Genomic DNA, 25,006 nt, shown 5'->3' on the forward strand with positions numbered 1-25,006 from the left:
GCTACGGCCGTCCGGTCTCAAGCACCGACGCCAGGTCAAAGTTCACCGGCTCCTCCAGCTGCTCATAGGTGCACGACTCCGGATCCCTGTCCGGCCGCCAGCGGTTGAACTGGGCGGTGTGCCGGAACCTGTCGCCTTCCATATGGTCGTAGCGGACTTCCACCACCAGTTCGGGACGCAGCGGCACGAAGGACAGGTCCTTGCCGGCGCTCCAGCGGCTGCCTTCGGCGTTCCGCGGGGTGCGTTCGCCTTCCTCCTGCTTGGCCCATGCCCACGGATGGTCATCAAAGCCGCTCACCAGCGGCTGCAGCTCGTCAAACAGCTCCTTGCGGCGTTTCATGGGAAAGGCGCCGATCACACCCACGCTGGCCAGGCCGCCATCGTCCTTGTACAGCCCGAGCAGCAGCGAGCCGATGGCGTCCGGTCCGCTCTTGTGCAGCCGGTAGCCGGCCACCACGCAATCGGCGGTGCGCTCGTGTTTGGTCTTGAACATCACCCGCTTGTCCGGCTCGTACCGGCCGTCCAGGCGTTTGGCCACCACGCCGTCCAGTCCTGCGCCCTCGAACTGCTCAAACCACTGTCCCGCCGTGTCCATGTCCGTGGTGGCGGCGGTGAGGTGGACAGGGGCTTTGCTCGCCGCGAGGGCTTTCTCAAGTGCCGCCCGCCGCTCAGTGAAAGGACGGCCGGTGTAGTCGTCATCGTCCAAAGCCAGCAGGTCAAACGCCACGAATGAGGCCGGGGTCTGCGCGGCGAGCAGCTTCACCCGGCTGGCCGCGGGGTGGATCCGCTGCTGGAGGGCATCGAAGTCCAGCCGGTCCCCGGACGGGCCGATCAGGATGATTTCGCCGTCAACCACGCACCGGGGCGGGAGGTTTTCCTTCAACGCCTCAACAAGCTCGGGAAAATAGCGGGTCATCGGTTTTTCGTTGCGGCTGCCGATCTCCAGCTCGTCGCCGTCACGGAAGATGATGGAACGGAAGCCGTCCCACTTGGGCTCGTAGCTGAGGTCGCCTTCCGGGATGCCGCTGACGGCCTTGGCGAGCATGGGCGGGACGGGCGGCATCACGGGAAGTTCCATGTGCCCATTCTTGCCCGGAGGCGGCCGCAGGCGGAAGACCACGCCGCAGGCGGAAGCCCGGCGCTTAGCCGGCCAGCAGCCAGACGATCAGGATCAGCGCCGGGGCTGCCGCCGCCGTGGACAGGAGGATGGTTTCCCTGGCCACGGCAACCCCGCGCCCGTATTTGCCGGCGAAAAGGAACACGTTTTGCGCGGAGGGCAGGGCCGCCATCAGCACCACGCCCAGCAGCATGTGCTGGTCCAGGTTGAACAGGAAGCGGCCGACGACGAACGCCAGCGCAGGCATCACGGCGGACTTGAGCGCGGTGGCAGTAAGGATCTCTGCCTTGTGGCCGCCGCTCTGCAGCATGCGCGCCCCGTGCAGGGACATGCCGAAGGCCAGCAGCACCACCGGGACAGCCGCCCCGCCCAGGAGCTCGAGCGGTGCCATGACCGGGCCCGGAAGGTCCACGTTCAGCGCGCCGAGCACCACGCCCAGCAGTGACGCGATGATCATGGGGTTCCGGAACGGCTGGGTGAGCAGCAGGCGCGGCGAGAACCGGCCGGCCTCCGACAGGTCCAGGATGGTCAGGACCAGCGGAGCGAACAACAGCAGCTGGACCAGCAGGACGGGGGCCACAGGGGTGGCGTCGCCCAGGGCGTAGAGCGTGATGGGGATGCCGATGTTGTTGGCATTGACGTAGGAGCTTGCCATCGCCCCTATCGTTGTCTCGGCCAAGGGGCGCCGGAACCAGAGCCTGCTGGCCGTGACGTACACCAGGGCGGTGGCGGCTGCCGTGATCATGGCCAGCGGAACGTAGGCGGAGAAGACCACGGTGAGGTCTGATTCCAGTACTACCGTAAACAGCAGGACCGGGTTGGTGATGAAAAACGCGGTACGGGTCAGCGCGGAAACCGTGTGCTCACCGCCCAAACCGCACCTGGCGGCAATGTAGCCCACCGCGATGACGACGCCGATCACCGCCAGGCCGACCAGCACACCGCCCACGAGAGTACTTCCTTCCAGTTTCACTGCCTGCGCAGGACCACCCGCGCACTGTTACAAGTGACAAACTTATCCGACAAGTGGCGGGGCCAACGCAGCACGCCCCACCCAGCAGGCAGAAAACCCTCGACACAGTACACGGACTGACGGTAGAGGTTAACGATGGTTACCGTCGGCTTTCACGCATCCCACGAACAGATCAGTCCCGGCCAGCTGCTCCAGGACGTCCAGCACGCGGAGCGCGCCGGGTTCGACGCGGCCATGTGCTCGGACCACATCGAGCCGTGGTCCGCCCGGCAGGGGCATTCCGGGTTCGCCTGGTCCTGGCTGGGGGCTGCCCTGGCCAGCACCAAGCTCCGGTTCGGGGTGGTGACGGCACCGGGCCAGCGTTACCACCCGGCCATCATCGCCCATGCCTCGGCAACTCTTTCCAGCATGTTCCCCGACCGCTTCTGGTTCGCGCCCGGCAGCGGCGAAAACATGAACGAGCACATCACCGGCGGCGGGTGGCCGGCCAAGGATATTCGGCAACGCAGGCTGGAAGAGTGTGTGGACGTGATCCGGCGGCTGCACCGCGGCGAGGAAGTCACACACCGGGGCCTGGTCACCGTGGAGCAGGCGCGGATCTGGGACCTACCGGAAAATCCGCCGCAGCTGATCGCGCCGGCGGTCAGCGCGGACACAGCCCGGCGGGCGGCGGCCTGGGCGGACGGCCTGGTCACAGTGAACCAGCCCGCCGCGAAACTTCGGGAGGTGCTGGCTGCCTACCGGGACAACGGCGGGACAGGCAAGGCTGTGCTTCAAGTCCACCTGTCCTGGGCCGGCGAAGAGGACGAAGCGGTGGCCGTTGCCCTGGACCAGTGGCGGACCAACACCTATGACCCGCCCATCCCCTGGGACCTGCCCACCGCCAACCACTTCGACCTCGTGGGCGGACAGGTGGGTGAGGAACAGGTCCGGAAGACGGTGAACATCTCGTCCAGCCTGGACCAGCACCTGGAGTGGCTCTCCGGCTATGCCGAGCTGGGCTTCGACGAGCTCTACCTCCACTATGTGGGGCAGCACCAGGCTCCCTTCATCGACGCGTTCGCTGCGGAGGTCCTCCCGCAGCTGCGCACCTCCGGAAGTGCCGGTGAAGTTACCAGCGCAGAACCGCAGCTGGCCGCGGCGGCCGCCAACCCGGCGTCGGACGCTTCGGCATGAGGATCGCCGAGACGTCGGATCTGTGGTGGAAAAACGCCGTCATCTACTGCCTGGACGTGGAGACGTTCTTTGACGACGACGGCGACGGCACCGGTGATTTCGCCGGCCTCACCCAGCGCGTGGACTACCTGGCCGCCCTGGGCGTGACCTGCATCTGGCTCATGCCGTTCTACCCCTCGCCTGACCGGGACGACGGCTATGACGTGACCGACTTCTTCACCGTCGACCCCCGGCTGGGCACCATGGGTGACCTCGTGGAATTCATTCGGGCCGCCCGGGACCGGGGCATGCGGGTTATTGCGGACTTCGTGGTCAACCACACCTCGGACCAGCACCCCTGGTTTGTCGAGGCCCGAAAATCCACGGACAACCGGTACCGGGACTACTACGTGTGGCGGAGTGACACTCCGCCGGACACGTCCTCCGAAGTGGTGTTCCCCGGCGAGGAAACGTCCTTGTGGACCCAGGACGATGCCACCGGTGAGTGGTATCTGCACATGTTCACCAAGCACCAGCCGGACCTGAACGTCACCAACCCCACCGTACGCAACGAGATCGCCAAGGCCATGGGCCTGTGGCTGGAACTAGGACTGGACGGTTTCCGGCTGGACGCCGTGCCCTTCTTCCTGGAGACCCGCGGCCAGCCCAAGGACGAGGCCGCCAACCTGGATCCGCATGGCTACTTGTGTGCCCTGCGCAGCTTCCTGAACCGCCGCAACGGCAGCGCGGTGCTGCTGGGTGAGGTGAACCTGCCATACAAGGAACAGCTGGAGTACTTCGGCGGCCCGGAGGGAAACGAGCTGAACATGCAGTTCGACTTCCTCTCCATGCAGCACCTCTACCTGTCCTTGGCCCGGCAGGATGCGCGGCCACTGGCGGAGACCCTTAAGAGCCGCCCTCCGCTCCATCCGGACAACCAGTGGGCCATGTTCGTCCGCAACCATGACGAACTCACCCTGGACAAGCTTTCCGACGGCGAGCGGGAGGAGGTTTTCGCCGCGTTCGGGCCCGCGAAGAACATGCAGATCTACGGGCGCGGCCTGCGCCGCCGGCTTCCGCCCATGCTCGACGGCGACCCGGAACGCCTGCGCATGGTGTACTCACTGATGTTCTCCCTGCCCGGCACGCCGGTGTTGTTTTACGGCGAGGAGATCGGCATGGGTGAGGACCTCCGGCAGAAGAGCCGCGCCGCCGTCCGCACGCCCATGCAGTGGAGCAATGAAAAGAACGGTGGGTTCTCCAGTGCCAGAGCATCCCAGCTGGTGGCCCCGCTGGTGCGCGGCGACTACGGCCCGGAGCACGTCAACGCTGCTGCCGCCAAGCGCGACCCCGATTCGCTGTTCAACTTCATGGCCACGCTGATCAGCCGCTACCGCGAATCCGCCGAACTGGGCTGGGGCGAGTTCAACATCATCGACCAGACAGAGCCCGGCGTGTTTGCCCACACCTGCAGTTCCGACGGCGGGACGCTGGTCCTGTTGCATAACCTCGGCGAAGGCACGGCGAAAGTGAGCGGCAAGGTGGGGCCGGAGGATGCTCCGCGCCAGACCTACAAGGATGCGGTCCTGCTGGACCTGTTCGACGGCGACAACGTGGCCTTGGAGCCCGACGGCGGGTTCACGGTGGAGCTGGGACGTTACGGTTACCGCTGGTTCCGGGTGCACCAGAAGGGCGAGCGGCTGGCTCCGTAACCGGGACGCCCGGCGTCGGGCTTTGTGAAAAGATCAACCATGCGCGCCATGCAACATTCCAGCAAACTCCAGAACGTCCGGTACGAGCTTCGCGGACCGATCCTCCAGGCAGCCAAGAACATGGAGGCTGAGGGGCACCGGATCCTGAAGATGAATCTGGGTGACACCGCCCCGTTCGGCCTGGAAACTCCGGAATCCGTGGTGGTGGACATGATCCACCATTTGCGCGGCGCGCAGGGCTACAGCGACTCCAAGGGGATTTTCTCCGCCAGGACCGCCATCTCGCAGTACTACCAGACCCGCGCCCTGATGCAGATCGGGGTGGAGGATATCTTCATCGGCAACGGGGTCAGTGAGCTGATTTCCATGTGCCTGCAGGCCTTTATGGAAAACGGCGACGAAATCCTGGTCCCAGCGCCGGACTATCCGTTGTGGACCGCGGCGGTGACGCTTACCGGGGGCACACCCGTCCATTACCTCTGCGACGAGGCAGACAACTGGTGGCCAGACATGGCCGACGTCGAGGCGAAGATCACCAGCCGGACCAAAGGCATCGTGATCATCAACCCGAACAACCCCACGGGCGCCGTGTACCCCCGCTACATCCTGGAACAGTTCGCCGCCCTGGCCCGGAAGCACAACCTGGTCCTCTTCTCGGACGAAATCTACGAGAAGGTGCTTTATGAGGACGCCGTCCACATACACACGGCCGCCGTGGCCGAGGACATCTGCTGCCTGACATTCAGTGGCCTCTCCAAGGCCTACCGGATGCCCGGTTACCGGGCCGGGTGGGTCGCCGTCACCGGGCCGCTGGCCGCCACGGCCGCCTACCGCGAGGGACTCGAACTGCTGGCATCCCTGCGGTTGTGCCCCAACGTCCCTGCCCAGCACGCCATCCAGACCTGCCTGGGCGGCTACCAAAGCATTGAGGCGCTGGTGCGCCCCGGCGGCCGGCTCAGGGAACAGCGGGACCTGGCCCACAAGCTGCTGACTGCCATTCCGGGCATTACCTGCGTGCCCGCCGCGGGGGCAATGTACCTGTTCCCGCGGCTGGACCCGGAACTCTATCCCTTCGCCAGCGACGAGCAGTTCGTCCTGGACCTTTTGAAGGACCAGAAAATCCTGGTGTCCCACGGCTCTGCGTTCAACTGGCTCTGGCCGGACCACTTCCGCTTCGTGATCCTGCCGTCTGTCCTGGACATCGAGGAAGCCGTCCGCCGGATCTCAACATTCCTCGCCGCCTACAGGAACCGCGAAGCGGCCTGACCAGCAGCGGCTCAGGAGCGGAGCGGGCCCCTGGTGGCGGCCGCCTGCAGCAGGCGCCCGGCTTCGGCCAGGACCATCTGCCGGACAAGCGGCGGCACCGCAACGGAGCGGCGGCCGTCCTGCTCCTGGTTTCGGATGCCTACTGCCAAGGCGCTCATCAGGTCGGCATCCTCGGACGTGGCCAGGTCGCTGCCGATCAGCTGGACCAGGACTTTGAGGCCTGCCAGCCGGCGGTGCGGATCGGAGTCGTTCAGTGCCGCGTCGATGGCCCATTGCGCGCGCTTCCACCACTGGTCCCGCCGGTCCGCGCGGTCACGCTGCCGGTAGGTCAGGTAGGCAACAAGCACGACGCCGAACGTCGCCAATGGTGCAAGGGATGCCGCACCCAGCGCCCCGGCCCAGATCCCCTGCACGATGTCCATGCCACCACCTTAGGTCCGCCGCTTCGAGCCGTGCGGACACGCGCCGTTCCAAGAAACAGGGAGGGCACGAAGAACTAACCGGCACCTAACGGTCGGGAAACCAGGGCGCAACATTGCCACTCCAGACTGGTACTGCAGGCAAGAGCCGGCACCAGCTCCAGCCAGGAGGTCCCCATGTTGAAGAAAGCAGCAGCCCATGTAACCAGAGTCCGCGCCCTGGACCAGCTCCGCCGCGGCGACGAGATCGAAGCCCGCCTCTCGGTGGGCCCTTCCTACGATGATGTGGTGATCCGCCGGGGCAGTGTCCAGGAGACTGCACCGGGAATCGGCGTGGTGTGGATTATGGACAGGATGACCGGCCTGCGGAAAGCCATCAACACGGATGAATGCAGCGTGTGGCGGGTCGCCTGAACCGGACGCGCGGCGACGCCGAAACGCCGAAGCCGCGGCAGCGGGTGTAGTCAGTTAGGACTGCCCGCCGCCTGTGAAGCCGGTCCTTTCGGCCGCCGTCAGCCCCCTGCTACTGACTGGATCACCAGCACCTCCTGGCCAGGTGCCACTTCCGTGTCCAGGCCCTGCAGGCGCCGCACCTCGTCACCGTTCACATAAACATTCACGAAGCGCCGCAAGGCTCCCGTCTCGTCCCGAAGCCGCCTGGCCAGGACAGGGAGACCGGCGGTGACGGAATCCAGCAGTTTTGCCACGGTTACAGGCCCGTCAACGGGCGCAGTCAGGATGGACTGCCCGCCGGCCAGTGGCTGCAGGACGCTGGGCAGTACTACCGGTATGTCAGGCACCGGCCACCACAGCCGCCCGGACGCACAGGACATCCGGAAGATGCGCGGCCACTTCCATAAACGTTTCCCCTTCGTCCGCACTGGCGTAGACAGTGCCTCCGCGTGTCCCGAAGTAGACTCCGGCCGGCTCGGCCGAATCCACGGAGGCGGCGTCCCGCAGGACGCTGTTGTATTCGCCCGTGGGAAGCCCGTTGCTGAGCCGCTTCCAGCTGCTGCCGGCATCATCCGTGCGGTGGACGGCCAGTTCACCGTTGGGCGGGATACGCTCGCCGTCGGCTTTGAGCGGGACAACCCATGCGGTACCTTCCCGCCGCGGATGGGTCAGCATCACGAACCCGAAGTCAGCCGGCAGGCCTTCTGCAATCGACGACCAGCTCTCGGCGTTGTCATCCGTGCGGTACACGCCGTGGTGGTTCTGGGCGTAAAGCCGGCCGTCGACGGCGGCATCCGCCGCAATCTTGTGCACGCACTGCCCGAACTCCGGATTCGGGTCGGGCATGAAATAGGCCGAGATCCCCTTGTTGCGAGCCTCCCAGGACGTCCCGCCGTCGAGCGAGCGGTATACACCGCCGGTACTCATGGCGACGTGGACGGTTTCGCCTTGGGGGTGGACCACGATGGAGTGGGCGGCGGCGCCACCGTACCCGGCACCCCATTCGCTGCGGTGCGGATGGTCCCACAGGCCTCTGTTCAGCTCGAAGTGTTCGCCGCCGTCGGTGGATTTCCACACCGAGATTGGTTCCGCCCCGGCCCACACCACACCCGGACGCGCCTCGGCATCCGGGTAAATCTGCCAGATGCGTTCCAAGGCCGCGCCTGTATCTTCGGGGAAGGCGATGGCACCCTGCTCAGGCTCGGACCAGGTGCCGCCGAGATCGTCCGAGTGGGCCACCGTTGGCCCCCAATGCTCGTTCCGGACCCCCACCATGATGCGGGTGCGGCCTCCCCTGGCGTCGATCCCGATACTGGGAATCTCGCTCATCAGGAAATGCGGGCCGGTGAAGGACCATTCGCGCCTGTCCGGGCTGGTGGCCAGCCACAGCCCTTTTTTGGTCCCGATCGCTAAGACAAAACTTTCTGCGGTTGCCATGCCCACCATGCAACCACCGCCCCGGGCAGCCTGCAACGGTTTTCAGCGTGAAAGGGGTTCGTGATGCGGGTTAGTCCACAAACTCCGACTGCGTCTCGATGAAATCCCAGTCCGCCGCCGTCAGTACCGCGGCAGGGTTATCCGGATGCGGCCCACCCGCCTCGGCGATGCCCTGGAGAACCGGAAGCGGAAGTTCCCCGGAACGAAGGTTCTCCCGCAGCCATTCCTTGCTCGCAAGGTCCAGGTCCAGCCACCACATGAAAATTTCCATGCCGTCACGCCCTTTCTCGAATTTAACGTTAGGCGTGGTCAGGGCGCACTACAAGGTACATACAGTGCAGGCAAGTACCGCTGCGGGATTTTCGGGTACCCACAAGTAACCGGCGCTCCGCGAGGCCCGGAAAGACGAGTATCCCCTACTCGCGACTGGTTGCGGCCCCGCACCTAGCCTGAAATCTCAAGCAAGCTGACCGTGCTGCTGGGGCATTCGGCGTCATCGCTAGTCCTCCTCATCATGGTCCGTTTCACATCGAAATCTGGGGAGAATCACTATGAAACGCACCTTTGCAACTATGGGCGTCGTGGGGCTGGGGCTGCTCAGCCTGACGGCACCGGCCATGGCAGCGCCCGATCAGGTTACCGTCTGCCATTCAGAGGGTGCCGGCGCCTGGAAGGCGATGTCGTTCAACGTCAACGGCATCGGCGGCCACGAGCAGCATCCCACGGACATCATCCCGCCAACCCCGAAGCTGCCGGGCGGCATGAACTGGACCACCGCCGGTAAGACCACCTATGTGGCCGAATGCGCGGACCTGCCGCCGGGCGAAGTTATCGAACAACCCGTGGTGGACCCGCCCGTCGTTGAACCCGTAGTGGACCCGCCGATCGTGGAACAGCCCGTCGTGGAACAGCCTGTCGTCCAGTCTCCGGTGGAAGTCACCCCCGTCGACGCGCCCGTCGTTCAGCCGCAGGTAGTCACTCCTGTGGTGGAGCAGCCCGTGGTGGTGCCGCCGGTGACTGTCCCGCAGGCAGCAGCGCCCGTCGTCGTCCCCCGACAGCAAGCCGCCGCAAGTGCCGGCGCTGCCGCAACCACGAGCCTGGGCACCAACCAGGGGTACAACGCCCAGACGTCCGTGGGCGGCTCCAGCCCGTCCTGGCTTGCAGGGCTGGGTGCCCTGGTGGCAGCAGCCGGGGCCCTGGCTTTCCGCCGCAGCCGCCGGACACTGCCCCTGGCTGACTGACACCGGCCAAGCCGCAAGCAGCGGCCTCCTGACAGGAAGGCGTCCCGCCAGTGCCCGGTGGGACGCCTTCCGCCCTTTTATCTGCAAGTGCTGAGGAGCACCATGTTCAAGGAACGCAGCCGGCATGCAGCCGGCAAGGAACGCGCGCGGCGGAACCGGGGCGACCTGGCCATCCTGCTGTGTGGGGTCCTGGCCTTTCTGTCCATGACCTTCGGCTCGCCAATCGCCCATCAGCTGCAGGTGTCCGCCAGCGCACACAACGCAGTGACTCGGTCTCCGGCAACCGGGATCACGGCCGCCCAAACTGCACCCGCAGTCGCCGACATACCGGCGGAGGTACCGGCAGCGGAAGGGCAGCCGCCGGCCCCTTCCCTTCCGGCGGCCGCCGAACCTGTGCACATCCGCTATGCGTCCGCCGAGTTCGATGTTCCGGTCCACGCACTGGAGTTGGGTGCTGCGACCCAAGCCAGCCAAACAATCGAGCCGCCCGCCACCAAAGACGGTTACTGGTTAACGCCCTTCGGAACTCCCGGGCAGGGCTCAGCAAACACCACCTACGTGATTGGACACAGCTGGGAAGGTGCGGACGCACCCTTCAACCATCTAAGTTCGGCGGCGGCTGCGGGTGACCGCTTTGAGGTGGAGACGGCAACGGGCACTATCCCCTACACGGTGGACAGCGTGACCACGTACCTGAAGTCCAGCCTCAAGGACAGCCCCATCTGGAGCATGGTGCCAAACAGGCTGGTCCTGATCAGCTGCTTTACCGAGGATCCCTGGGGCAAGAATGTGGTGGTCACGGCATCACCCACCCTGTAACGGGCTCGGAGTAGCTGCCCTGTTCAAGCGCGTCGGGCTGGCCGAGAATGAGCTATGACAACTGATCTGTTCAGCGGCACGTCGCCCCTGCTGGTAGGGATCGCGCCCAAGCAGCACCCCGAGGTCCTGCAGACGGCAGCCATGCTTGCCGCCCGCTTGGGAAGGCCATTGCTCTGCGCCTACGTCGACGAAGCCAGCTACCTGGTGGAATGGGACCCCGCGAGGTCCGCCCACCGGCTCTCACTCCACCCTGACGCGGATGACGAGGAGATCAGGACCGTGGTGTCGGACCTGCGGTCAGCGATTGAAGCGGCGGCGGCGAACGTGCCGGCGGAGGCCAGGCCATTGGAATGGAAATTCCGGACGCTTGCGGGCGATCCCGGCCGCGCCCTGGCCAGGCTGGCGGCCGAAAACAGTGTTCCGTTGATCGTCGTCGGCACGTCTGAGCGGGGGTTTTCCCATCGGCTCGCGGAGGCCCTCAATGGGTCCGTGGGCGCCTGGCTGACGCATCACCAGAGCCGGCCGGTACTCGTGGTTCCGTACCGGATGCCCGCGCACGAGGACCGGCCCTGAGCTTCGAAAAAGGTCTCTCTTCGAGCGGAATTAAGGGTCAGGAAAGTAAAGCGAAAGTAGTTATTCGATGTGCTGGCGGACGGGACAACCAGCCACTAAGCTGATTCAAGCAGACCGGTTCCGCCGAGGTGGAGGCCGGATTTGCCCAAGAGCTGCTCCGGAGTGCGTATCCCCCAATAACGCACTCCGGAGCTTTTTTGTTGCCCTCTATCCTGGACATCCCGCCCACCCCATATACCCCCTGGGGGTAGTTGAGATATACCCCTTAGGGGTATATCGTGGAATCATGAGTGCAACCGAAGAAGCAGTCGCGGATGAACCGCTCGAAGCCGCCGCCCACGAGGGGCCGCAGCACGGCTACACCGGGAACAAGGACGCCTACCTGCGACGCCTGAAACGCATTGAAGGCCAGGTACGGGGAATTGCCCGCATGGTGGACGAGGACAAGTACTGCATCGACATCCTCACGCAGGTCTCCGCCGTCACCAAGGCCCTGCACGCCGTCAGCCTGGGCTTGGTGGAGGAACATATCGGCCACTGTGTGGTGGGTGCCGCCTCCGAGCCGGACCCCGCAGCGCGCGCAGATGCCATCGACGCCAAAGTCAAGGAAGCGGCCGATGCCATCGGCCGGCTCCTCCGGTAGCACCTGACTTCCCCATTTATCAAATCTTCCGGCGACCGCCGGGCAAACCAACGCCGGATCACCCATCCCGGCCACACAACAAGGAGCAGCCATGAGCACCACTTCCCCTACCACTACAACGGTCAGCGTTTCCGGAATGACGTGCGGCCACTGCGTCTCGGCCGTCAGCGAAGAATTGGAGGCCCTGGCGGGTGTAGAAGCAGTGGACGTTGAGCTCAACGCCGGCGGTATCTCCACTGTGACCATCACGTCCAGCGACCACCTGTCGCCGTCAGAAATCGGTGAAGCAGTGGCCGAGGCAGGCTACATGGTCGTGGCCAACGAAGCCTAGGCACCAGGACGGATAAGGACCACATGAGCAACCAGGATCTGCTCCACGGACCCGGAAGCCGGGTGGTGGAGCTGGACATCGAGGGCATGACCTGCGCCTCCTGCGTCAACCGGGTGGAGAAAAAGCTCGGCAAACTCGACGGCGTGCAGGCCCTGGTCAACCTGCCCCTGGAATCCGCGCACGTAACAGTGCCGCCAGGGATCACCGACCAGCAACTGGTGGATACCGTCACCGCCGCCGGATACAAAGCCACGGTCCACCAACCTACCCCGGCGCCGGAGGCGGCGTCCGGGACCCTCCGCCCGCGCCTGGTCCTGGCCGCCGTTTTTACGGTGCCCGTATTCCTCATATCCATGGTCCCCGCGTTCCAGTTCCCCCAGTGGGGCTGGGTGGCTGCCGTATTTGCCCTGCCGGTGGTCACCTGGGCAGCCTGGCCCTTCCACCGTGCGGCGGCCATTAACGCCCGCCACGGTGCTTCAACAATGGACACGCTGGTATCCATCGGCGTAGCGGCCGCCTACCTGTTCTCAGCCTGGCAGCTGTTCTCCGATCCCCTGATGACGCAGCACCCGGGCATGGAGGGAATGGAGCAGGGCGGGCTGTACTTTGAGGTGGCCGCCGTTGTCACCACCTTCCTGCTCCTGGGCCGCTTTCTAGAGGCCAACGCCAAGCAAAAGGCGGGCGACGCCCTGCATGCCCTCCTGAGTTTGGGCGCGAAGGACGCCACCGTTCTGCGGGATGGCAGGGAACACAGGATCTCCGCGGAGCTGCTCCAGGCCGGTGACGTCCTGGTGGTCCGTCCCGGTGAAAAGATTGCCACCGACGGCGTTGTCATCGACGGGACCTCTGCTGTTGACGCCTCGTTAGTGACCGGAGAATCGGTGCCGGTGGAGGTGGGACCTGACAGCCGGGTCACCGGCGCCACCATCAACACCTCGGGCCGCCTTCTGGTCAAGGCCACCCGGGTGGGTTCTGAGACCACCCTGGCCCAGATGGCGCGCCTTGTGTCCCAGGCGCAGACGGGCAAGGCTCCCATCGCCCGCCTGGCAGACCGCATCAGCGCTGTGTTTGTCCCGGTAGTCCTGGTGATCGCCGCCCTCACGTTTGTGCTCTGGGTGCTCTTTGCCGGGGCGGACAGCGAAGGGCTGCGCTCAGCCTTTACTGCCGCCGTCGCCGTCCTGGTCATTGCCTGCCCGTGCGCCCTTGGGCTTGCCACGCCTGTTGGCCTGCTGACCGGAACGGGCCGCGGTGCGCAGCTCGGCATCCTGATCAAGGGCCCGCAGGTCCTGGAAGACACGCGGACCGTGGACACCATCCTGCTGGACAAGACCGGCACCGTCACCACGGGAGTGCTGGCAGTGGATTCCACCGCCGCCTTCGAGGAATTCCAGGAGCGTGAGGTGCTGCGGCTGGCCGGCGCCGTGGAAGCTGCTTCCGAGCACCCCATCGCCCGCGCAATTGCCGCCGCGGCTGCCGCCCGCGAGGCGGACGGGACCGGCCAGGCAACGCACGACGGCGGACACCTGCCGGCGGTCCGGCACTTCCGGTCGGCGCCTGGCGGCGGCGTCACGGGAACCGTTGGAGCCAGGCAGGTCACCGCCGGGCGGACCGGCTGGCTTGAGCAGAACGGCATCACCCTCACCTCCACCCAGCTGCAGGCCCAGGCGGCCGCGGAAGCCGCAGGCGCCACGGCCATCTGGGTAGCCGTGGACGGGACCGCGGCCGGCATCATCAGCCTTCGCGACACCATCAAGCCTGGCTCAGCCGCCGCCGTCGAACGGATGAAATCCCTGGGCCTGCGGCCCATCCTGCTGACCGGAGACAATCCCGCCGTGGCCGCACAGGTGGCTGCCGCCGTCGGAATCGATCCCGAAGACGTCTATGCAGGCGTGCTGCCCAAGGGCAAGGTGGAGGTGGTGAAAACACTGCAGGCCGGCGGCGCAACCGTTGCCATGGCAGGCGACGGCGTGAACGATGCCGCTGCACTGGCGCAGGCTGATCTGGGCATTGCCATGGGATCCGGCACGGACGTTGCCATCGAGGCGGCCGACCTGACCGTAATGGGCAATGACCTGGAGCAGGTGGTCCAGGCCATTGAGCTCTCCCGCAGGACCCTGGCCACCATCAAAACCAACCTGTTCTGGGCCTTCTTCTACAACGCCGTGGGCATCCCGGTAGCCGCCCTGGGCCTGCTGAACCCGATGATCGCGGGCGCCGCGATGGCTGCGAGCTCGGTCCTGGTGGTTGCCAACTCGCTGCGCCTGCGCACCTTCGGGAAGGCTTAACGCCCGGCAGCCGTAGCCTTAGGCCGCGCCGTACCGCACGGCTGCACGGGCCTTGGCCTTGGCAGCCTCAGTCTCCCTGTCCTTGGGCGGCGCCTGCGTCACCAGGGCGTCCAGGAGGTGCTGGGTGATGTGGGCGATCTCGTGGACCGCCTCCTCAAAAGCCTCCTGGTTGGCCTTGGAGGGCCTGGTGCTGCCGCTGACCTTGCGCACGTACTGCAGCGCCGCGGCATGCACCTCCTCCGAGGTGGCGTGCGGTTCAAAGTTGTGGAGGGTTCGGATATTCCGGCACATACCGCCATGCTAGGCTCTGGATCGCCAAGGATCGACCCCTGCATAAAGGTTTAGGGATTGCCCGTCCACGGGGAGCGCGGCATGGGCAGGGGTGCCCATCGACACCGTTTTGCGGGCCGGGATAGGTTTTAGGCATTGGATCTTCCGGATAAGCCGGGGGGCCGCTTGGGGACGCCGACCTGGTTCGGATCCACGATTTTACGAGGAGAAACTCATGGCTATTTGGGGTGCAGACGTTGAGCAGCTTCGTCAGCTGGGCAACAAGCTTCAGCACGGCGCGTCAGAGATCGAGACGCAGAAGTCCACTCTTACCAAGCTTCTGCACGGCACCGACTGGAAGGGCCCGGACGCGGACAAGTTCAAGGGCGAATGGGACGGCCAGCACGTCACCATGCTGACCAAGGTCGCCGAAGCCCTGAAAGACGCCGGCAGCCAGGCAAAGCGGAACGCCGAACAGCAGTCCCAGGCCTCCAACGGCTAGAGTCTTCGGCGGCCAGCATTCGCCGCCGCCAAGGCCCGGGCACCGGAAGGTGTCCGGGCCTTTGGTTTTAAGCGACGGGGGTTTTGAGGGTGCTTCTTGATGGGACAGGCGCGACTAAGGAACGAGCTCGACTAAGGGACGGGCTCGACGTCGTTCGCGTGTTCCAGCGGGGACGCCGCCTTGGCTGCCGGGGCGCCCGTCTCCATTGGGCTCCGCAGTTCGTCCAGCCGGACCAGGATGACGCCGCCGACGATCAGCACACCGCCCAGGAGCTGGATGGCGGCGGGGAGTTCACCCAGGAGCAGCCAAGCCCAGATCACTGCAAAAAGAACTTCGGTCAGCGATACGAAAGACGCCACTTTGGAGCCGAGCGCCCGCGCCGCCATGATGCCGGAGACGTAGGCCAGCACGGTGGCCAGGATGACAAGCCCTGCCAACGACACCCACCAAGGCGTGGCCCAGGGACCCAGGGAAGTATCCGTTGTACTGAACTTCATGGGCAGCAGGCCGGTGGCGGCGGCGAGCCACATCACGGCGGCGCCCACCAGCAGCCCTCCCGAGGCCAGCACGATGGGCGGCAGGGAATCGTTCTCCTTGGCGGTAATGAAGAAGTAGATGGCAAGGCAGACTGCGGCAGCGATGCCCCAAAGGACCCCCACAAGGTCGACCTTGACGGCGCCAGTGAGGTCCAGGACCAGAACCAGGCCGGCCAGCGAAAGCAGGGTTCCCCCGAAAGTCAGCACCCGGGGACGCTTCCGGCTGGCCGCCCAGAGCCACAGCACGATGATCACCGGTGCCAGGTACTCCAGGAGCAGGGCAACCCCAACCGAGAGCCTGGCCACGGCGTTGAAGTAAAACAGTTGGCACGCCGCCACACCGATCAGCCCGAAGAGCAGGATGGTCACCCAGTTGTCCCGGAGCTGATGCCAGCGGCCACGGAGCGCCGGGACGGCCGGCACGGCGAGGATCAGGGCCGCACCCGTGAGCCGGGCAGTCACTGCGGCGCCGGGTGACCATCCCGTTTCCAGCAGGGCCTTGGCAAAGGATCCGGAGAGGCCAAAAACAGCGGAAGAGAACAGCGCAATCCCCAGGCCGGAGGCGAGGAAGCTGCGCTTGCTGGCCCGCATCCCATGGTTCGGGGTGCGGCTGGGTGCGGCAGGCATCGTCGCCTCCTGTCAGGAGTAAAGTGGGGTAATGGTCATGACAGTACGGGACAGCACTGTAAGGAGTCAAGATGGTTTTTGCCCCTGACACCGAGGTGGCCCTCCGCACGGTGGTAAACCTGATCAACTCGGCGGCAAACGGAAGCGAGGGGTTGGCCTCGACGGCGGACCTGGACCGGTTCCTGGCAGCCGAGGGATTCAGCGGATCGCGCACCCGGGACGACTCCGAACTCACCAGCGTGCGCCAGCTGCGTCATCAGCTGGCGGCACTGTGGACGGCCGACGAAGGCTCAGCGGTGGAAACCGTCAACCGCCTGTTGCGGGACGCCAACGCCTTGCCGCAGCTGGTCAAGCATGATGACTGGGACTGGCATCTGCACGCCACCACGCCGGAGGCCCCGCTGGTGGACAGGATGAGCACGGAAGCGGCCATGGCGTTGGCCGACGTGATCCGCGGCAAGGAGATGGACCGCATGCGCGTTTGTGAATCTGAGGACTGTGATGCGGCGGTGCTGGACCTCAGCAGGAACCGCTCAAAGCGGTATTGCGACACGGGAAACTGTGCCAACCGGGCGCACGTGGCCGCTTACCGGGCACGCCAGGCGGCATCTGCCTGACGGGTGGTCAGCGGCTGCCTGGGTGGTCCGGGTCCTCGGGGGCGGCGGGGTTCTGCGTGCCCGGGGCGCCGAAGCCGTGGGAGGGTTTCGGTGCAGAACTGAGGTTTACGCCCGAGCCTTTGCCCAGGTGCTCGGCGTTCTCCTTGTAGCTCATCGAGAGCATCGCCGCGACCACCAGGGTGACGATGAAAGCGATTCCCGCGGCAGTGAAAGCCAGATCGAAGCGCGGAGCCCGTGCGCTGCCGCCGGAAGCAAAGATCACCACGGCCACAAAGGCAACGATGGCCCAAAACGCGGAGAACATCAGCGGGCCCTTCACCGAGGTCCGCAGCCTGCGCGGATGTCCTGGTTGCTGGTCTGCCACGGTGATTCCTCCCTGCAGGCGGCATGGTGGCCGGCCTGGATCTGCATAGTGCGCGCTGGTGCGTCCGGACCGATTTTCTACAAGAAGTAGAACCGGACTCTTCCTAGTTTACGGCGTTCCAGCGCCCGTGCGGGAATCGTGCCGGATGGTCAGGCCGGCGAGTGCCCACAGGACGCCGGAGATGATGGCACCGCCTCCGGCAACACCGAGCAGGGCATGGGCGCCGAGACTGATGAAGAAGGGCAGGACCGCCGCCGTGCCCAGGCCCACGATTCCAGAGGCAATCCAGTCGCGGGCCAGCACGTGCCTGCCGCGGAACTTCAGCCCGCACAGCAGCTCCAGGGCCCCAGCGGCGGCCAGGCCCAGTGGGGCAATGACGCCAAACAGCAGATCACCGGGCAACAGGAGCAGCGCCACGCCCGCACCGGCAAGTACCGACCCGGCAGCCGAAAGCATCTTGTCGGGTGCGCTCTGCCTCTGGAAGCCCGATGCGCGGACGCCCCAGACCATGAGGACGCCGGTGGCCAGCAGGTACAGGCCGCCGGACCAACCCATCACTTCTACGGACGGTGACGCCCAGAAGATGGTCACGGCACCGAACACCAGGGCAGCCGCGGAACGGAGGAGGACCGGCTTCCACAGGTCGGCCTGGGGAGCCGTTCCGGGAGCTGTGCCTGCGGGGGTTCTCGGTTGGGTCACCGGTCCAGTTTAGTGGCGGTCGGCGCTACGGCGAACCCAGCACCATCCAGCGGTCGGAGCGGGCACGGACACCGAGCGTGATGGCGCGGGCAGCCATGTATCCCAGTGCGAAGGCGGCCCAGAGCCAGCCCAGCCCCGGCGGGCCCGCCGCGCGCGACAGCCCCACGGCAATCAGCAGCGGCGCGTACACAGCCAGGTTCACCACACCGGCCAGTGCCAGGTATTTGGCGTCCCCGGCGCCGATCAGCACTCCGTCAAGCACAAAAACGTAGCCTGCGATGGGCTGCCCCGCTGCAAGGATCCACAAAGCAACTGCCAGCACTGCCTGCACCTCCGGATCGAACGTGAACAGGGCGCCCGCCCAGGGGGCGGCAGCCGCCAGGAGCACCCCGGTGACCGCTCCGAAGCCGAGTCCCCACCGGGTCATGGTCCTGGTCAGCAGGCGTGCCTTGAGCGGGTTGGACGCGCCCAGCTCCTTGCCGATCAGCGCCTGGGCCGCGATGGCGAGGGCGTCCAAGGCAAAAGCGAGGAAAGAGAAGATGGTCATCGCCAGCTGATGGGCTGCCAGGTTGACAGCCCCCTGGGCCGTGACCACGAGGACGGTGGCCAGGATTGCGGTCCGCAGGCTGAGTGTGCGCAGCATCAGCCACGAACCCACCCGGGTCATGTTCCTGATGCCGCTCCAGCTGGGCAGCAGCCCCACGCCGTGAGCTGCTGCGTTCCGTTTCACCATCACCAGGTAGACGGCGGCCATGGCCCATTGGGCAACGCTGGTGCCTACAGCTGAACCCGTGACGGACCAGCCCAACCCGTAGACCAGCCACAGGTTCAGCACAATGTTCAGGGCAAAACCCGCCGTTGCCACCACCAGCGGCGTCCGGGTGTCCTGGAGGCCGCGGAGCAGGCCCGTGCCCGCGAAGATGAGCAGCATGGCCACCAGGCCGGGCATCGACCAGCGAAGATAGTCGACGGCGAACGCCCGCACCTGCCCCTCCGCCCCCAGCAGCCCGACCAAAGGGTCCGCCGCCACAAAGCCAGCCAAAGCCAGGACGGTCCCCAGCAGCAGCGCCAGCCACACGCCGTCGCGCCCTGCCTCCAGCGCCTTGCCCGGCTGCCCGTCTCCCATGGCGCGGGCCACTGCGGGAGTGGTGGAATAGGCCAGGAAGACCATCAGTCCGACGGCGGTGTGCAGCACTGCCGTCGCCAGCCCTACGCCGGCCAGTTGCGGCACACCCAGGTGGCCGACAATGGCCGAATCAGCGAGCAGGAAGAGCGGTTCCGCAACGAGGGCGCCAAAGGCGGGAACTGCAAGCCGGAGGATCTCCCGGGCATGCCCCTTCGGGGGCGCGGTTGGCGCAGAGGCAGGTAAGCGGGGCATCTTGCCAGCCTAATCCGGTGATGGGTGGTGTACATTCCGGCATGACAAAGCCCACATTGTGACGCTATTAGTTGACACTTCAACCATCGGACGGGAAGACTTGATGCCTATGAACCAGTCACGACTTACCACCACCGCCATCACCGCCCTCCGCATCATTCTGGGCTTCCTCTTCGCAGCGCACGGCTGGCAGAAGTTCAACGAGTGGACCATCGCGGGCACCCAGGCGTCCTTCAGCAAAATGGGCGTTCCGGCAGCAGAAGTGGTTGCACCGGCTATCGCCGTGCTGGAACTGGCCGGCGGCGTCGCCCTGATCCTGGGCATCTTCACCCGCGTAGTTGCCGCGCTCCTGGTCCTGGACATGCTCGGCGCCCTGTTTATGGTGCACGCCTCGGCCGGCGTGTTCGCCGCCAATGGCGGCTACGAACTGGTCCTGCTCCTGGCTGCGGCCGCGTTCACCCTGGCCCTCACTGGAGCAGGTCGCCTTTCCGTGGACCGCGCCCTCTTCGGCCGCAGCAACTCCAAGCTGGCAGTCCTGGCCTAAGCTTTCCCGACCCCGGCAGCCACAGGCAGCCGGAAACCGCACGACGGCGGATGGGCACCCGGTGCGCATCCGCCGTCGGCATTTAACGCACCGCCGGGGCCCCAGTGCCACCACTTGCCCGGCGGGGCCCCAGTGCCACCACTCCGCGCGCCCAATTCGCCGGAAGCCTGCGAAGACGCCGTTCCGGAACGGAGAGCGGGGCCCTTTTCGGCGATTCGGGCACCTGGCACCCCTCGCCGCCGCCTTCTCCCGCCGCTACCGCCCGCGCGGACGGCCGAACACTTCCTCACAACTAGTGCCGGAAAAGTCACGGGAAAGTTGGGAAAACGCTTGCCAGGCTCTTTCGGATACTGATAAACCAATGAGTGCTGCAGCGAGAGCTGCATCACCATCCAAGGTCTCAGCTACTCCCCAAACATCATCCGGAACCCTCCGCCCGTGATTGCACCGCCGCCGGCGCCGTCCCGGGTTTTGAATCGTTTCAATAGTGCCTGGTACCGCTTTGCCACTGCTCATCGAAGGAGATGTCCGTGAACAAATCCCCGCACCCAGTTCCACAGTCCCAGCAACCACCGCCACCCCGGCAGCGCCGGATCCCTGCCGGCGCGAAAGCCGTGACAGCCGCCGTAGCATCTGCCGCCATCGCCTTCACCGGGCTACCCGCCGTCCAGGCCGACTCCGCCCTGCCTGCAGTGGGAAGCGGCTTCAAGTTCGATTTCGGCCCGGGCGCCACAGCGGATGGCTACACGGCAGTAGCCGCCGGCACGCAGTACTCGGCGGCCACCAAGTACGGCTTCGCCGACACCTCCGGCACCTCCGGCGTGGACCGCGGCACGGGCGATCCCCTGCGTTCGGACTTCGTGCAGGCCCAGGGAAGCACCTTCCTGGTTGACCTGCCCAACGGCGACTACACCGTCAAGCTCATCGCCGGCGACGCCACAGAGGCCACCAACATCGCCATCACCGCGGAGACCATGGCAAAGGTGCAGGCCACGGACAAGCCCGCCGGCCAGTACCTGGAAATGGAATTCCCCATCTCGTTGGTGGACGGCCAGCTTAACCTCGACTTCGGCGGCACGGCCGCGAAGATCAACTCGCTGGTCATCTCCGCCCGGGCTCCCCGCACCGCCACTACTGACCCCGGCGTATACCTCGCGGGTGATTCAACCGTGCAGACTTACGACCCCGGTTTCGCTCCCCAGGCCGGGTGGGGCCAAATGATTGACCGCTACTTCGACGAGAAGGTCTCCTTCAAGAACCATGCGATCGGCGGCCGCAGCTCCAAGAACTTCATTAGCCAGGGCCGGCTCGACGAGATCCTGCGCGTCATCAACCCCGGCGACTACTTGATGGTCCAGTTCGGCCACAACGATGCCACCATCGGCGTCGATGACCGTTATGCCTCTCCCGCCGACTACAAGGAATACCTCCGCACCTATGTGAACGGTGCTCGGCAGCGCCGCGCCACCCCCATCCTGGTCACCCCCGTTGGACGCCGGGATTACGACGAAGCCACCGGCAAATTCAACGTCAGCTTCCCGGAGTACGTGGCGAAGATGCAAGAGCTCGCCAGCGAGGAAAACGTGGCCCTGGTGGACCTCTCCGCCTCGAGCCGCGCCTACTACGATGCCATCGGACCGGAAGACACCAAATCCGTGTTCCTCCACGTCGACGCCGGCATCTACCCCAACCGGCCCACGGGCACGGTGGACAACACCCACTTCCAGGAATACGGCGCCATCCAGATCGCGCGCCTGGTGGCCGGCGGAGTAAAGCAGCTCAGCGTCCCCCTGGCCGCACGCGTCAAGGAGGTGGCGCCGCCGTCGTCCGTTCCGGCCAAACCGCAGGGACTCGTGGCCGGCAGCGTCTCCAACGCCGGGGCACTCTTGAAGTGGCAGCCTGTTGCCGGTGCGGACATTTACAAGGTGTACCGCAAGCTGGCCTCAGAGCCGGAGAGCGCCTACAAGCTCACCACCACGTCAACTGTCCCCACCGTCAGCCTGGGCGGACTGGCCGAAGGCACCGCGTACAGCGTGCGGGTCGCCGCGATGAACGGCAAGGGACTTTCAGAACCCAGCGATGCCCTCACCCTGACCACCAAACAGGCCAAATACAAGTTCGACTTCGGCCCCGCAGGGGCACCGCTGGAAGCCGGCTACACCGAAGTCAACCGGACCATGGCCTATACCCCGCAGCGGGGCTTCGGCTTCAAGGACATCTCGGTGCTCAGCGACCGGGACCGCGGCGCCGTAACCAGCAACCTGCTCCGCGACTTCGTCCTCAGCGGCTCCAGCTTCGAATTCCAGCTCGACGTGCCCAACGGGACCTACGCCCTGAAGACCTACCACAGCGACTGGATCGGCTCCACGCGCACAGACGTCACCGCCGAAGGCACCCCCTTCGGCCAAGTGTCGTCCAGCAAGGCATCCTCGGCCACCAAGATCATCAACCAGGTCTTGGTCTCCGATGGGCAGCTCAACCTGACCATCAGCGGCTCGGGCCAGCGGCTCAACGGACTGGAGGTGACCCCGCTGCTGGTGGGACCCACCAACCTCCACACAACGGCCATCAACGCCGCTTCCGAACCACCCACCGTGGACCTGGCCTGGGATGCGGTGGCAGACGCCGCCAGCTATAAGGTGTTCCGGCAGGCATCGTTCGAAGCCGAACACCAGCTGATCGCGGAGAACGTCACGGCCGCGTCCTTCCAGGACACCACCGCCTTCGCCGGCCTGAAGTACAAGTACTTCGTCACCGCGCTGGACAACACCGGGCTGGAATCGGTCCCCTCCAACACCGTGGAAACTGCCCTGGTGGATCCCGGCACTCCTGTCCCCTCCGCCACCGGCAAAGTGGACATCAAGGCAGTGGAGAAGACCAGTGTCAGCCTCAAGTGGCAGAAGGTTTCCGGCGCGGCCGCGTACCAGATCTACCGGTCCACTTCCCCGGACGGCCCCTTTGAGTACGTAGGCCGGGCCACCGAGGTGAACTATACGGACTTCACCGTGCTGACCACCATCAAGTACTACTACCGTGTCACCACAGTCAACAGGGGCGGGGAAGCCGTGCCGTCCGCGGTAGTTGGAACGGAAAAGGTCACTGTGGTGAACCGGCAGATGGAGAACCTGGACCGGGCCCCTGTTGCTTTGCTGACCGGCGAAGGCGTCCGGGTGGGCTGGCGGATGCTGGGCCTTGATCCGGAGCAGATAGGCTTCCACGTGATCCGTGACGGCGTCCAGCTCACCGATGAGCCGATCCGCAACAGCACCACGTTCCTTGATCCTGCCGGAACAGCGGCCTCCAAGTACGTCATCAAGACCGTCGGCAACGGCGGCGAGCAGCTCAGCGCCGAATTCACACCGCTGGGGCAGAACTACCTGGCCATCAAGCTGGACAAGCCTGCCGACGATTACACCAAGGACGGCCAGCCCTACAGCTACTCAGCCGGTGATTCCAGTGTGGCCGACCTGGACGGCGACGGAACCTACGAAGTCCTCCAGATGTGGTCCCCCTCCAACTCCAAGGACAACTCGCAGGCGGGCTACACCGGAACCGTCTACGTGGATGCCTACAAGATGGACGGCACCAAGCTCTGGCGCATCAACATGGGCCCGAACATCCGTGCCGGCGCGCACTACACGCAGTTGCTCGCCTACGATTTCGACGGCGACGGCAAGGCCGAAGTTGCGATGAAGACAGCGGACGGCACTCGTGACGCCGCCGGCACCGTGATCGGCAACCCGAGCGCCGACTACCGGAACAGCAGCGGCTACGTGCTCACCGGCGATGAGTTCCTGACCGTGTTCCACGGTGCCACCGGCACCATCATGGACACCGTGAAGTACGATCCGCCGCGCGGTGACGTGGGCGCCTGGGGTGACACCTATGGAAACCGCGTGGACCGCTTCCTTGCCGGCGTCGCCTACCTGGACGGCGAACACCCGTCCATGATGTTCAGCCGCGGCTACTACACCCGCGCCGTGCTGGCCACCTATGACCTGGTAGGCGGCAAGATCACCAAGCGCTGGATCTTCGATTCGGACATCGCCGGCCCGCAGTACCGGAGCCAGGGCAACCACAACCTGTCCGTGGTGGATGTGGACGCCGACGGCAAGGACGAGTTCGTCTTCGGTTCCATGACCATCGATGACAACGGCAAGCCCCTGTACACCACCGGCCTTGGCCACGGTGACGCCATCCACACCAGCGACCTTGACCCGTCCCGCCCGGGACTGGAGACATTTGCCGCCCACGAAGAGATGGGCGCCAGCGGCAACAGGGGCGCCACGTTCCGGGACGCCCGGACCGGCGAGGTGCTGTGGAGCATCCCCGCCACGAAGGACACCGGACGCGCGGCCGCGGGGGACATTGACCCTCGATACGCAGGCGCCGAAGGCTGGGCCATTGGCGGCGACGCTGCCTGGAACTCGCCAATCGGCGAACTGCGCTCCGCCAAGGGGGAGCTGATCGCCAACAAGATCCCGGCAGCCAACTTCCTGGCCTGGTGGGACGGCGACCTGCTCCGCGAGATCGTGGACCATGACTGGAACGCGGCCACCGGCACGGGCACGCCAAGTATCGCCAAGTGGAACTGGCAGGCGGAATCCAGCGACAGGCTGCTGACCGGCACCGGTGCGAAGTCCAACAACGGCACCAAGGGTACGCCGGCCATCCAGGCCGACCTCCTGGGTGACTGGCGGGAGGAACTTGCCTGGCCGTCGGCGGACAGCACCGAATTGCGGATCTACACCACCGCCGCTTCCACCGACGTCCGGCTCCGGACCCTGATGCACGATCCGGCGTACCGCCTCTCGGTTGCCCGTGAGAACGTCTCCTACAACCAGCCGCCGCACCCCGGCTTCTACATCGGAGAGGGCATGGAGCTTCCTGCCCAGCCGGACATCGTGTACACCCGCGCCGGCTAGCCTTTCCATCCACCAGCTGGCCCGCCCGCTTTCCAGCGGACGGGCCAGCCTTATTTAAGCCGGTGCTGGTGCCATCAGTGGCGTTGCTGCGGAAGTCCCAGGACAGGTCACAACCGGCCG

At 65.7% G+C, this 25,006-nt stretch carries 25 protein-coding genes; 14 read left to right on the forward strand and 11 right to left on the reverse strand.

Annotation, left to right across the window (positions count from 1 at the left end):
- Position 1 precedes the first annotated feature (1 nt).
- On the reverse strand, positions 2-1,078 hold the full coding sequence (locus tag AC5RVY_RS13275) for an ATP-dependent DNA ligase (RefSeq protein WP_493955180.1): 1,077 nt from the start codon (positions 1,076-1,078) through the stop codon (positions 2-4).
- 64 nt (positions 1,079-1,142) lie between these two features.
- The gene (locus tag AC5RVY_RS13280; RefSeq protein WP_493955181.1) at positions 1,143-2,066 is read right to left on the reverse strand and encodes an AEC family transporter; all 924 of its coding nucleotides are present in this window, start codon (positions 2,064-2,066) and stop codon (positions 1,143-1,145) included.
- Positions 2,067-2,225: 159 nt separating this feature from the next.
- Between AC5RVY_RS13280 and AC5RVY_RS13285 the strand changes: the two genes are divergently transcribed.
- Genes AC5RVY_RS13285 through AC5RVY_RS13295 form a run of 3 tightly spaced genes read left to right on the forward strand, consistent with a single transcriptional unit; the run spans position 2,226 to position 6,223 of the window.
- Positions 2,226-3,266 carry a TIGR03885 family FMN-dependent LLM class oxidoreductase gene (locus AC5RVY_RS13285; RefSeq protein ID WP_493955182.1) on the forward strand — a complete coding sequence of 347 codons (1,041 nt, stop codon included), beginning with the start codon at positions 2,226-2,228 and terminating at the stop codon, positions 3,264-3,266.
- Positions 3,263-4,957 (forward strand): alpha-amylase family protein, encoded by a 1,695-nt coding sequence (locus tag AC5RVY_RS13290; protein WP_493955183.1) that lies wholly within the window; start codon positions 3,263-3,265, stop codon positions 4,955-4,957. The genes AC5RVY_RS13285 and AC5RVY_RS13290 overlap by 4 nt, the downstream gene beginning before the upstream one ends.
- Before the next feature lie 39 nt (positions 4,958-4,996).
- Complete coding sequence (locus AC5RVY_RS13295; RefSeq protein ID WP_493955184.1) at positions 4,997-6,223, forward strand: pyridoxal phosphate-dependent aminotransferase; 1,227 nt, start codon at positions 4,997-4,999, stop codon at positions 6,221-6,223.
- Positions 6,224-6,234: 11 nt separating this feature from the next.
- Here the strand turns inward: AC5RVY_RS13295 and AC5RVY_RS13300 are convergent, their stop codons facing one another.
- Positions 6,235-6,645: a hypothetical protein gene (locus AC5RVY_RS13300; protein ID WP_493955185.1), complete on the reverse strand. Its 411-nt coding sequence runs from the start codon at positions 6,643-6,645 to the stop codon at positions 6,235-6,237.
- A gap of 174 nt (positions 6,646-6,819) precedes the next feature.
- Between AC5RVY_RS13300 and AC5RVY_RS13305 the strand changes: the two genes are divergently transcribed.
- Positions 6,820-7,056 (forward strand): hypothetical protein, encoded by a 237-nt coding sequence (locus AC5RVY_RS13305; RefSeq protein WP_493955186.1) that lies wholly within the window; start codon positions 6,820-6,822, stop codon positions 7,054-7,056.
- A 98-nt stretch (positions 7,057-7,154) separates the two neighbouring features.
- Here the strand turns inward: AC5RVY_RS13305 and AC5RVY_RS13310 are convergent, their stop codons facing one another.
- The 3 genes from AC5RVY_RS13310 to AC5RVY_RS13320 form a co-directional block, all read right to left on the reverse strand.
- A complete protein-coding gene (locus AC5RVY_RS13310) occupies positions 7,155-7,475 on the reverse strand; it encodes a MoaD/ThiS family protein (RefSeq protein ID WP_493955187.1) in 321 nt (106 codons plus the stop codon).
- The gene (locus AC5RVY_RS13315; RefSeq protein WP_493955188.1) at positions 7,435-8,541 is read right to left on the reverse strand and encodes a WD40/YVTN/BNR-like repeat-containing protein; all 1,107 of its coding nucleotides are present in this window, start codon (positions 8,539-8,541) and stop codon (positions 7,435-7,437) included. The genes AC5RVY_RS13310 and AC5RVY_RS13315 overlap by 41 nt, the downstream gene beginning before the upstream one ends.
- A gap of 61 nt (positions 8,542-8,602) precedes the next feature.
- Entirely contained in the window at positions 8,603-8,803 is a 201-nt protein-coding gene (locus AC5RVY_RS13320; protein WP_493955189.1) for a hypothetical protein, read from the reverse strand.
- A gap of 280 nt (positions 8,804-9,083) precedes the next feature.
- Here AC5RVY_RS13320 and AC5RVY_RS13325 point away from each other — a divergent pair, with 280 nt between their 5' ends.
- The 6 genes from AC5RVY_RS13325 to AC5RVY_RS13350 all read left to right on the forward strand — a co-directional run bounded on the left by AC5RVY_RS13325 (position 9,084) and on the right by AC5RVY_RS13350 (position 14,424).
- Entirely contained in the window at positions 9,084-9,773 is a 690-nt protein-coding gene (locus AC5RVY_RS13325) for a hypothetical protein (protein WP_493955190.1), read from the forward strand.
- A 102-nt stretch (positions 9,774-9,875) separates the two neighbouring features.
- Positions 9,876-10,592 (forward strand): class F sortase, encoded by a 717-nt coding sequence (locus AC5RVY_RS13330; protein ID WP_493955191.1) that lies wholly within the window; start codon positions 9,876-9,878, stop codon positions 10,590-10,592.
- Positions 10,593-10,646: 54 nt separating this feature from the next.
- The gene (locus AC5RVY_RS13335; RefSeq protein ID WP_493955192.1) at positions 10,647-11,165 is read left to right on the forward strand and encodes a universal stress protein; all 519 of its coding nucleotides are present in this window, start codon (positions 10,647-10,649) and stop codon (positions 11,163-11,165) included.
- A 286-nt stretch (positions 11,166-11,451) separates the two neighbouring features.
- Positions 11,452-11,808 (forward strand): metal-sensitive transcriptional regulator, encoded by a 357-nt coding sequence (locus AC5RVY_RS13340; protein WP_493955193.1) that lies wholly within the window; start codon positions 11,452-11,454, stop codon positions 11,806-11,808.
- Positions 11,809-11,899: 91 nt separating this feature from the next.
- Complete coding sequence (locus AC5RVY_RS13345) at positions 11,900-12,139, forward strand: heavy-metal-associated domain-containing protein (protein ID WP_493955194.1); 240 nt, start codon at positions 11,900-11,902, stop codon at positions 12,137-12,139.
- Between the two features lie 23 nt (positions 12,140-12,162).
- Complete coding sequence (locus AC5RVY_RS13350) at positions 12,163-14,424, forward strand: heavy metal translocating P-type ATPase (protein ID WP_493955195.1); 2,262 nt, start codon at positions 12,163-12,165, stop codon at positions 14,422-14,424.
- Between the two features lie 18 nt (positions 14,425-14,442).
- Here AC5RVY_RS13350 and AC5RVY_RS13355 read toward each other — a convergent pair whose 3' ends face one another.
- Positions 14,443-14,715 carry a DUF2277 domain-containing protein gene (locus tag AC5RVY_RS13355; protein ID WP_493955196.1) on the reverse strand — a complete coding sequence of 91 codons (273 nt, stop codon included), beginning with the start codon at positions 14,713-14,715 and terminating at the stop codon, positions 14,443-14,445.
- Positions 14,716-14,929: 214 nt separating this feature from the next.
- Between AC5RVY_RS13355 and AC5RVY_RS13360 the strand changes: the two genes are divergently transcribed.
- Positions 14,930-15,196 (forward strand): WXG100 family type VII secretion target, encoded by a 267-nt coding sequence (locus tag AC5RVY_RS13360; RefSeq protein WP_493955197.1) that lies wholly within the window; start codon positions 14,930-14,932, stop codon positions 15,194-15,196.
- Positions 15,197-15,327: 131 nt separating this feature from the next.
- Here the strand turns inward: AC5RVY_RS13360 and AC5RVY_RS13365 are convergent, their stop codons facing one another.
- Positions 15,328-16,359, reverse strand: a complete 1,032-nt coding sequence (locus AC5RVY_RS13365; RefSeq protein ID WP_493955198.1) for an EamA family transporter — start codon at positions 16,357-16,359, stop codon at positions 15,328-15,330.
- A 71-nt stretch (positions 16,360-16,430) separates the two neighbouring features.
- Here AC5RVY_RS13365 and AC5RVY_RS13370 point away from each other — a divergent pair, with 71 nt between their 5' ends.
- On the forward strand, positions 16,431-16,976 hold the full coding sequence (locus tag AC5RVY_RS13370) for a CGNR zinc finger domain-containing protein (RefSeq protein ID WP_493955199.1): 546 nt from the start codon (positions 16,431-16,433) through the stop codon (positions 16,974-16,976).
- 7 nt (positions 16,977-16,983) lie between these two features.
- Here AC5RVY_RS13370 and AC5RVY_RS13375 read toward each other — a convergent pair whose 3' ends face one another.
- The 3 genes from AC5RVY_RS13375 to AC5RVY_RS13385 all read right to left on the reverse strand — a co-directional run bounded on the left by AC5RVY_RS13375 (position 16,984) and on the right by AC5RVY_RS13385 (position 19,417).
- On the reverse strand, positions 16,984-17,340 hold the full coding sequence (locus AC5RVY_RS13375; protein ID WP_493955200.1) for a hypothetical protein: 357 nt from the start codon (positions 17,338-17,340) through the stop codon (positions 16,984-16,986).
- A gap of 108 nt (positions 17,341-17,448) precedes the next feature.
- Positions 17,449-18,039 (reverse strand): hypothetical protein, encoded by a 591-nt coding sequence (locus tag AC5RVY_RS13380; RefSeq protein WP_493955201.1) that lies wholly within the window; start codon positions 18,037-18,039, stop codon positions 17,449-17,451.
- Between the two features lie 25 nt (positions 18,040-18,064).
- Positions 18,065-19,417: an MATE family efflux transporter gene (locus tag AC5RVY_RS13385; RefSeq protein ID WP_493955202.1), complete on the reverse strand. Its 1,353-nt coding sequence runs from the start codon at positions 19,415-19,417 to the stop codon at positions 18,065-18,067.
- Between the two features lie 109 nt (positions 19,418-19,526).
- On the opposite strand from AC5RVY_RS13385, the gene AC5RVY_RS13390 reads away from it, so the two are divergent.
- On the forward strand, positions 19,527-19,961 hold the full coding sequence (locus tag AC5RVY_RS13390; RefSeq protein WP_493955203.1) for a DoxX family protein: 435 nt from the start codon (positions 19,527-19,529) through the stop codon (positions 19,959-19,961).
- Positions 19,962-20,485: 524 nt separating this feature from the next.
- Positions 20,486-24,886, forward strand: a complete 4,401-nt coding sequence (locus tag AC5RVY_RS13395; RefSeq protein ID WP_493955204.1) for a rhamnogalacturonan lyase family protein — start codon at positions 20,486-20,488, stop codon at positions 24,884-24,886.
- The last annotated feature ends 120 nt before the right edge of the window (positions 24,887-25,006 follow it).

This window comes from Arthrobacter sp. Ha26 (assembly GCF_059091705.1).

Coding starts and splice junctions, on each gene's coding strand:
- AC5RVY_RS13345 (WP_493955194.1), top strand. CDS start 11,900: ATGAGCACCACTTCCCCTACCACTACAACGGTCAGCGTTTCCGGAATG.
- AC5RVY_RS13330 (WP_493955191.1), top strand. CDS start 9,876: ATGTTCAAGGAACGCAGCCGGCATGCAGCCGGCAAGGAACGCGCGCGG.
- AC5RVY_RS13395 (WP_493955204.1), top strand. CDS start 20,486: ATGTCCGTGAACAAATCCCCGCACCCAGTTCCACAGTCCCAGCAACCA.
- AC5RVY_RS13315 (WP_493955188.1), bottom strand. CDS start 8,541: ATGGTGGGCATGGCAACCGCAGAAAGTTTTGTCTTAGCGATCGGGACC.
- AC5RVY_RS13365 (WP_493955198.1), bottom strand. CDS start 16,359: ATGCCTGCCGCACCCAGCCGCACCCCGAACCATGGGATGCGGGCCAGC.
- AC5RVY_RS13295 (WP_493955184.1), top strand. CDS start 4,997: ATGCGCGCCATGCAACATTCCAGCAAACTCCAGAACGTCCGGTACGAG.
- AC5RVY_RS13310 (WP_493955187.1), bottom strand. CDS start 7,475: ATGTCCTGTGCGTCCGGGCGGCTGTGGTGGCCGGTGCCTGACATACCG.
- AC5RVY_RS13350 (WP_493955195.1), top strand. CDS start 12,163: ATGAGCAACCAGGATCTGCTCCACGGACCCGGAAGCCGGGTGGTGGAG.
- AC5RVY_RS13390 (WP_493955203.1), top strand. CDS start 19,527: ATGAACCAGTCACGACTTACCACCACCGCCATCACCGCCCTCCGCATC.
- AC5RVY_RS13285 (WP_493955182.1), top strand. CDS start 2,226: ATGGTTACCGTCGGCTTTCACGCATCCCACGAACAGATCAGTCCCGGC.
- AC5RVY_RS13360 (WP_493955197.1), top strand. CDS start 14,930: ATGGCTATTTGGGGTGCAGACGTTGAGCAGCTTCGTCAGCTGGGCAAC.
- AC5RVY_RS13275 (WP_493955180.1), bottom strand. CDS start 1,078: ATGGAACTTCCCGTGATGCCGCCCGTCCCGCCCATGCTCGCCAAGGCC.
- AC5RVY_RS13325 (WP_493955190.1), top strand. CDS start 9,084: ATGAAACGCACCTTTGCAACTATGGGCGTCGTGGGGCTGGGGCTGCTC.
- AC5RVY_RS13335 (WP_493955192.1), top strand. CDS start 10,647: ATGACAACTGATCTGTTCAGCGGCACGTCGCCCCTGCTGGTAGGGATC.
- AC5RVY_RS13300 (WP_493955185.1), bottom strand. CDS start 6,645: ATGGACATCGTGCAGGGGATCTGGGCCGGGGCGCTGGGTGCGGCATCC.
- AC5RVY_RS13370 (WP_493955199.1), top strand. CDS start 16,431: ATGGTTTTTGCCCCTGACACCGAGGTGGCCCTCCGCACGGTGGTAAAC.
- AC5RVY_RS13340 (WP_493955193.1), top strand. CDS start 11,452: ATGAGTGCAACCGAAGAAGCAGTCGCGGATGAACCGCTCGAAGCCGCC.
- AC5RVY_RS13290 (WP_493955183.1), top strand. CDS start 3,263: ATGAGGATCGCCGAGACGTCGGATCTGTGGTGGAAAAACGCCGTCATC.
- AC5RVY_RS13305 (WP_493955186.1), top strand. CDS start 6,820: ATGTTGAAGAAAGCAGCAGCCCATGTAACCAGAGTCCGCGCCCTGGAC.
- AC5RVY_RS13385 (WP_493955202.1), bottom strand. CDS start 19,417: ATGCCCCGCTTACCTGCCTCTGCGCCAACCGCGCCCCCGAAGGGGCAT.
- AC5RVY_RS13320 (WP_493955189.1), bottom strand. CDS start 8,803: ATGGAAATTTTCATGTGGTGGCTGGACCTGGACCTTGCGAGCAAGGAA.
- AC5RVY_RS13355 (WP_493955196.1), bottom strand. CDS start 14,715: ATGTGCCGGAATATCCGAACCCTCCACAACTTTGAACCGCACGCCACC.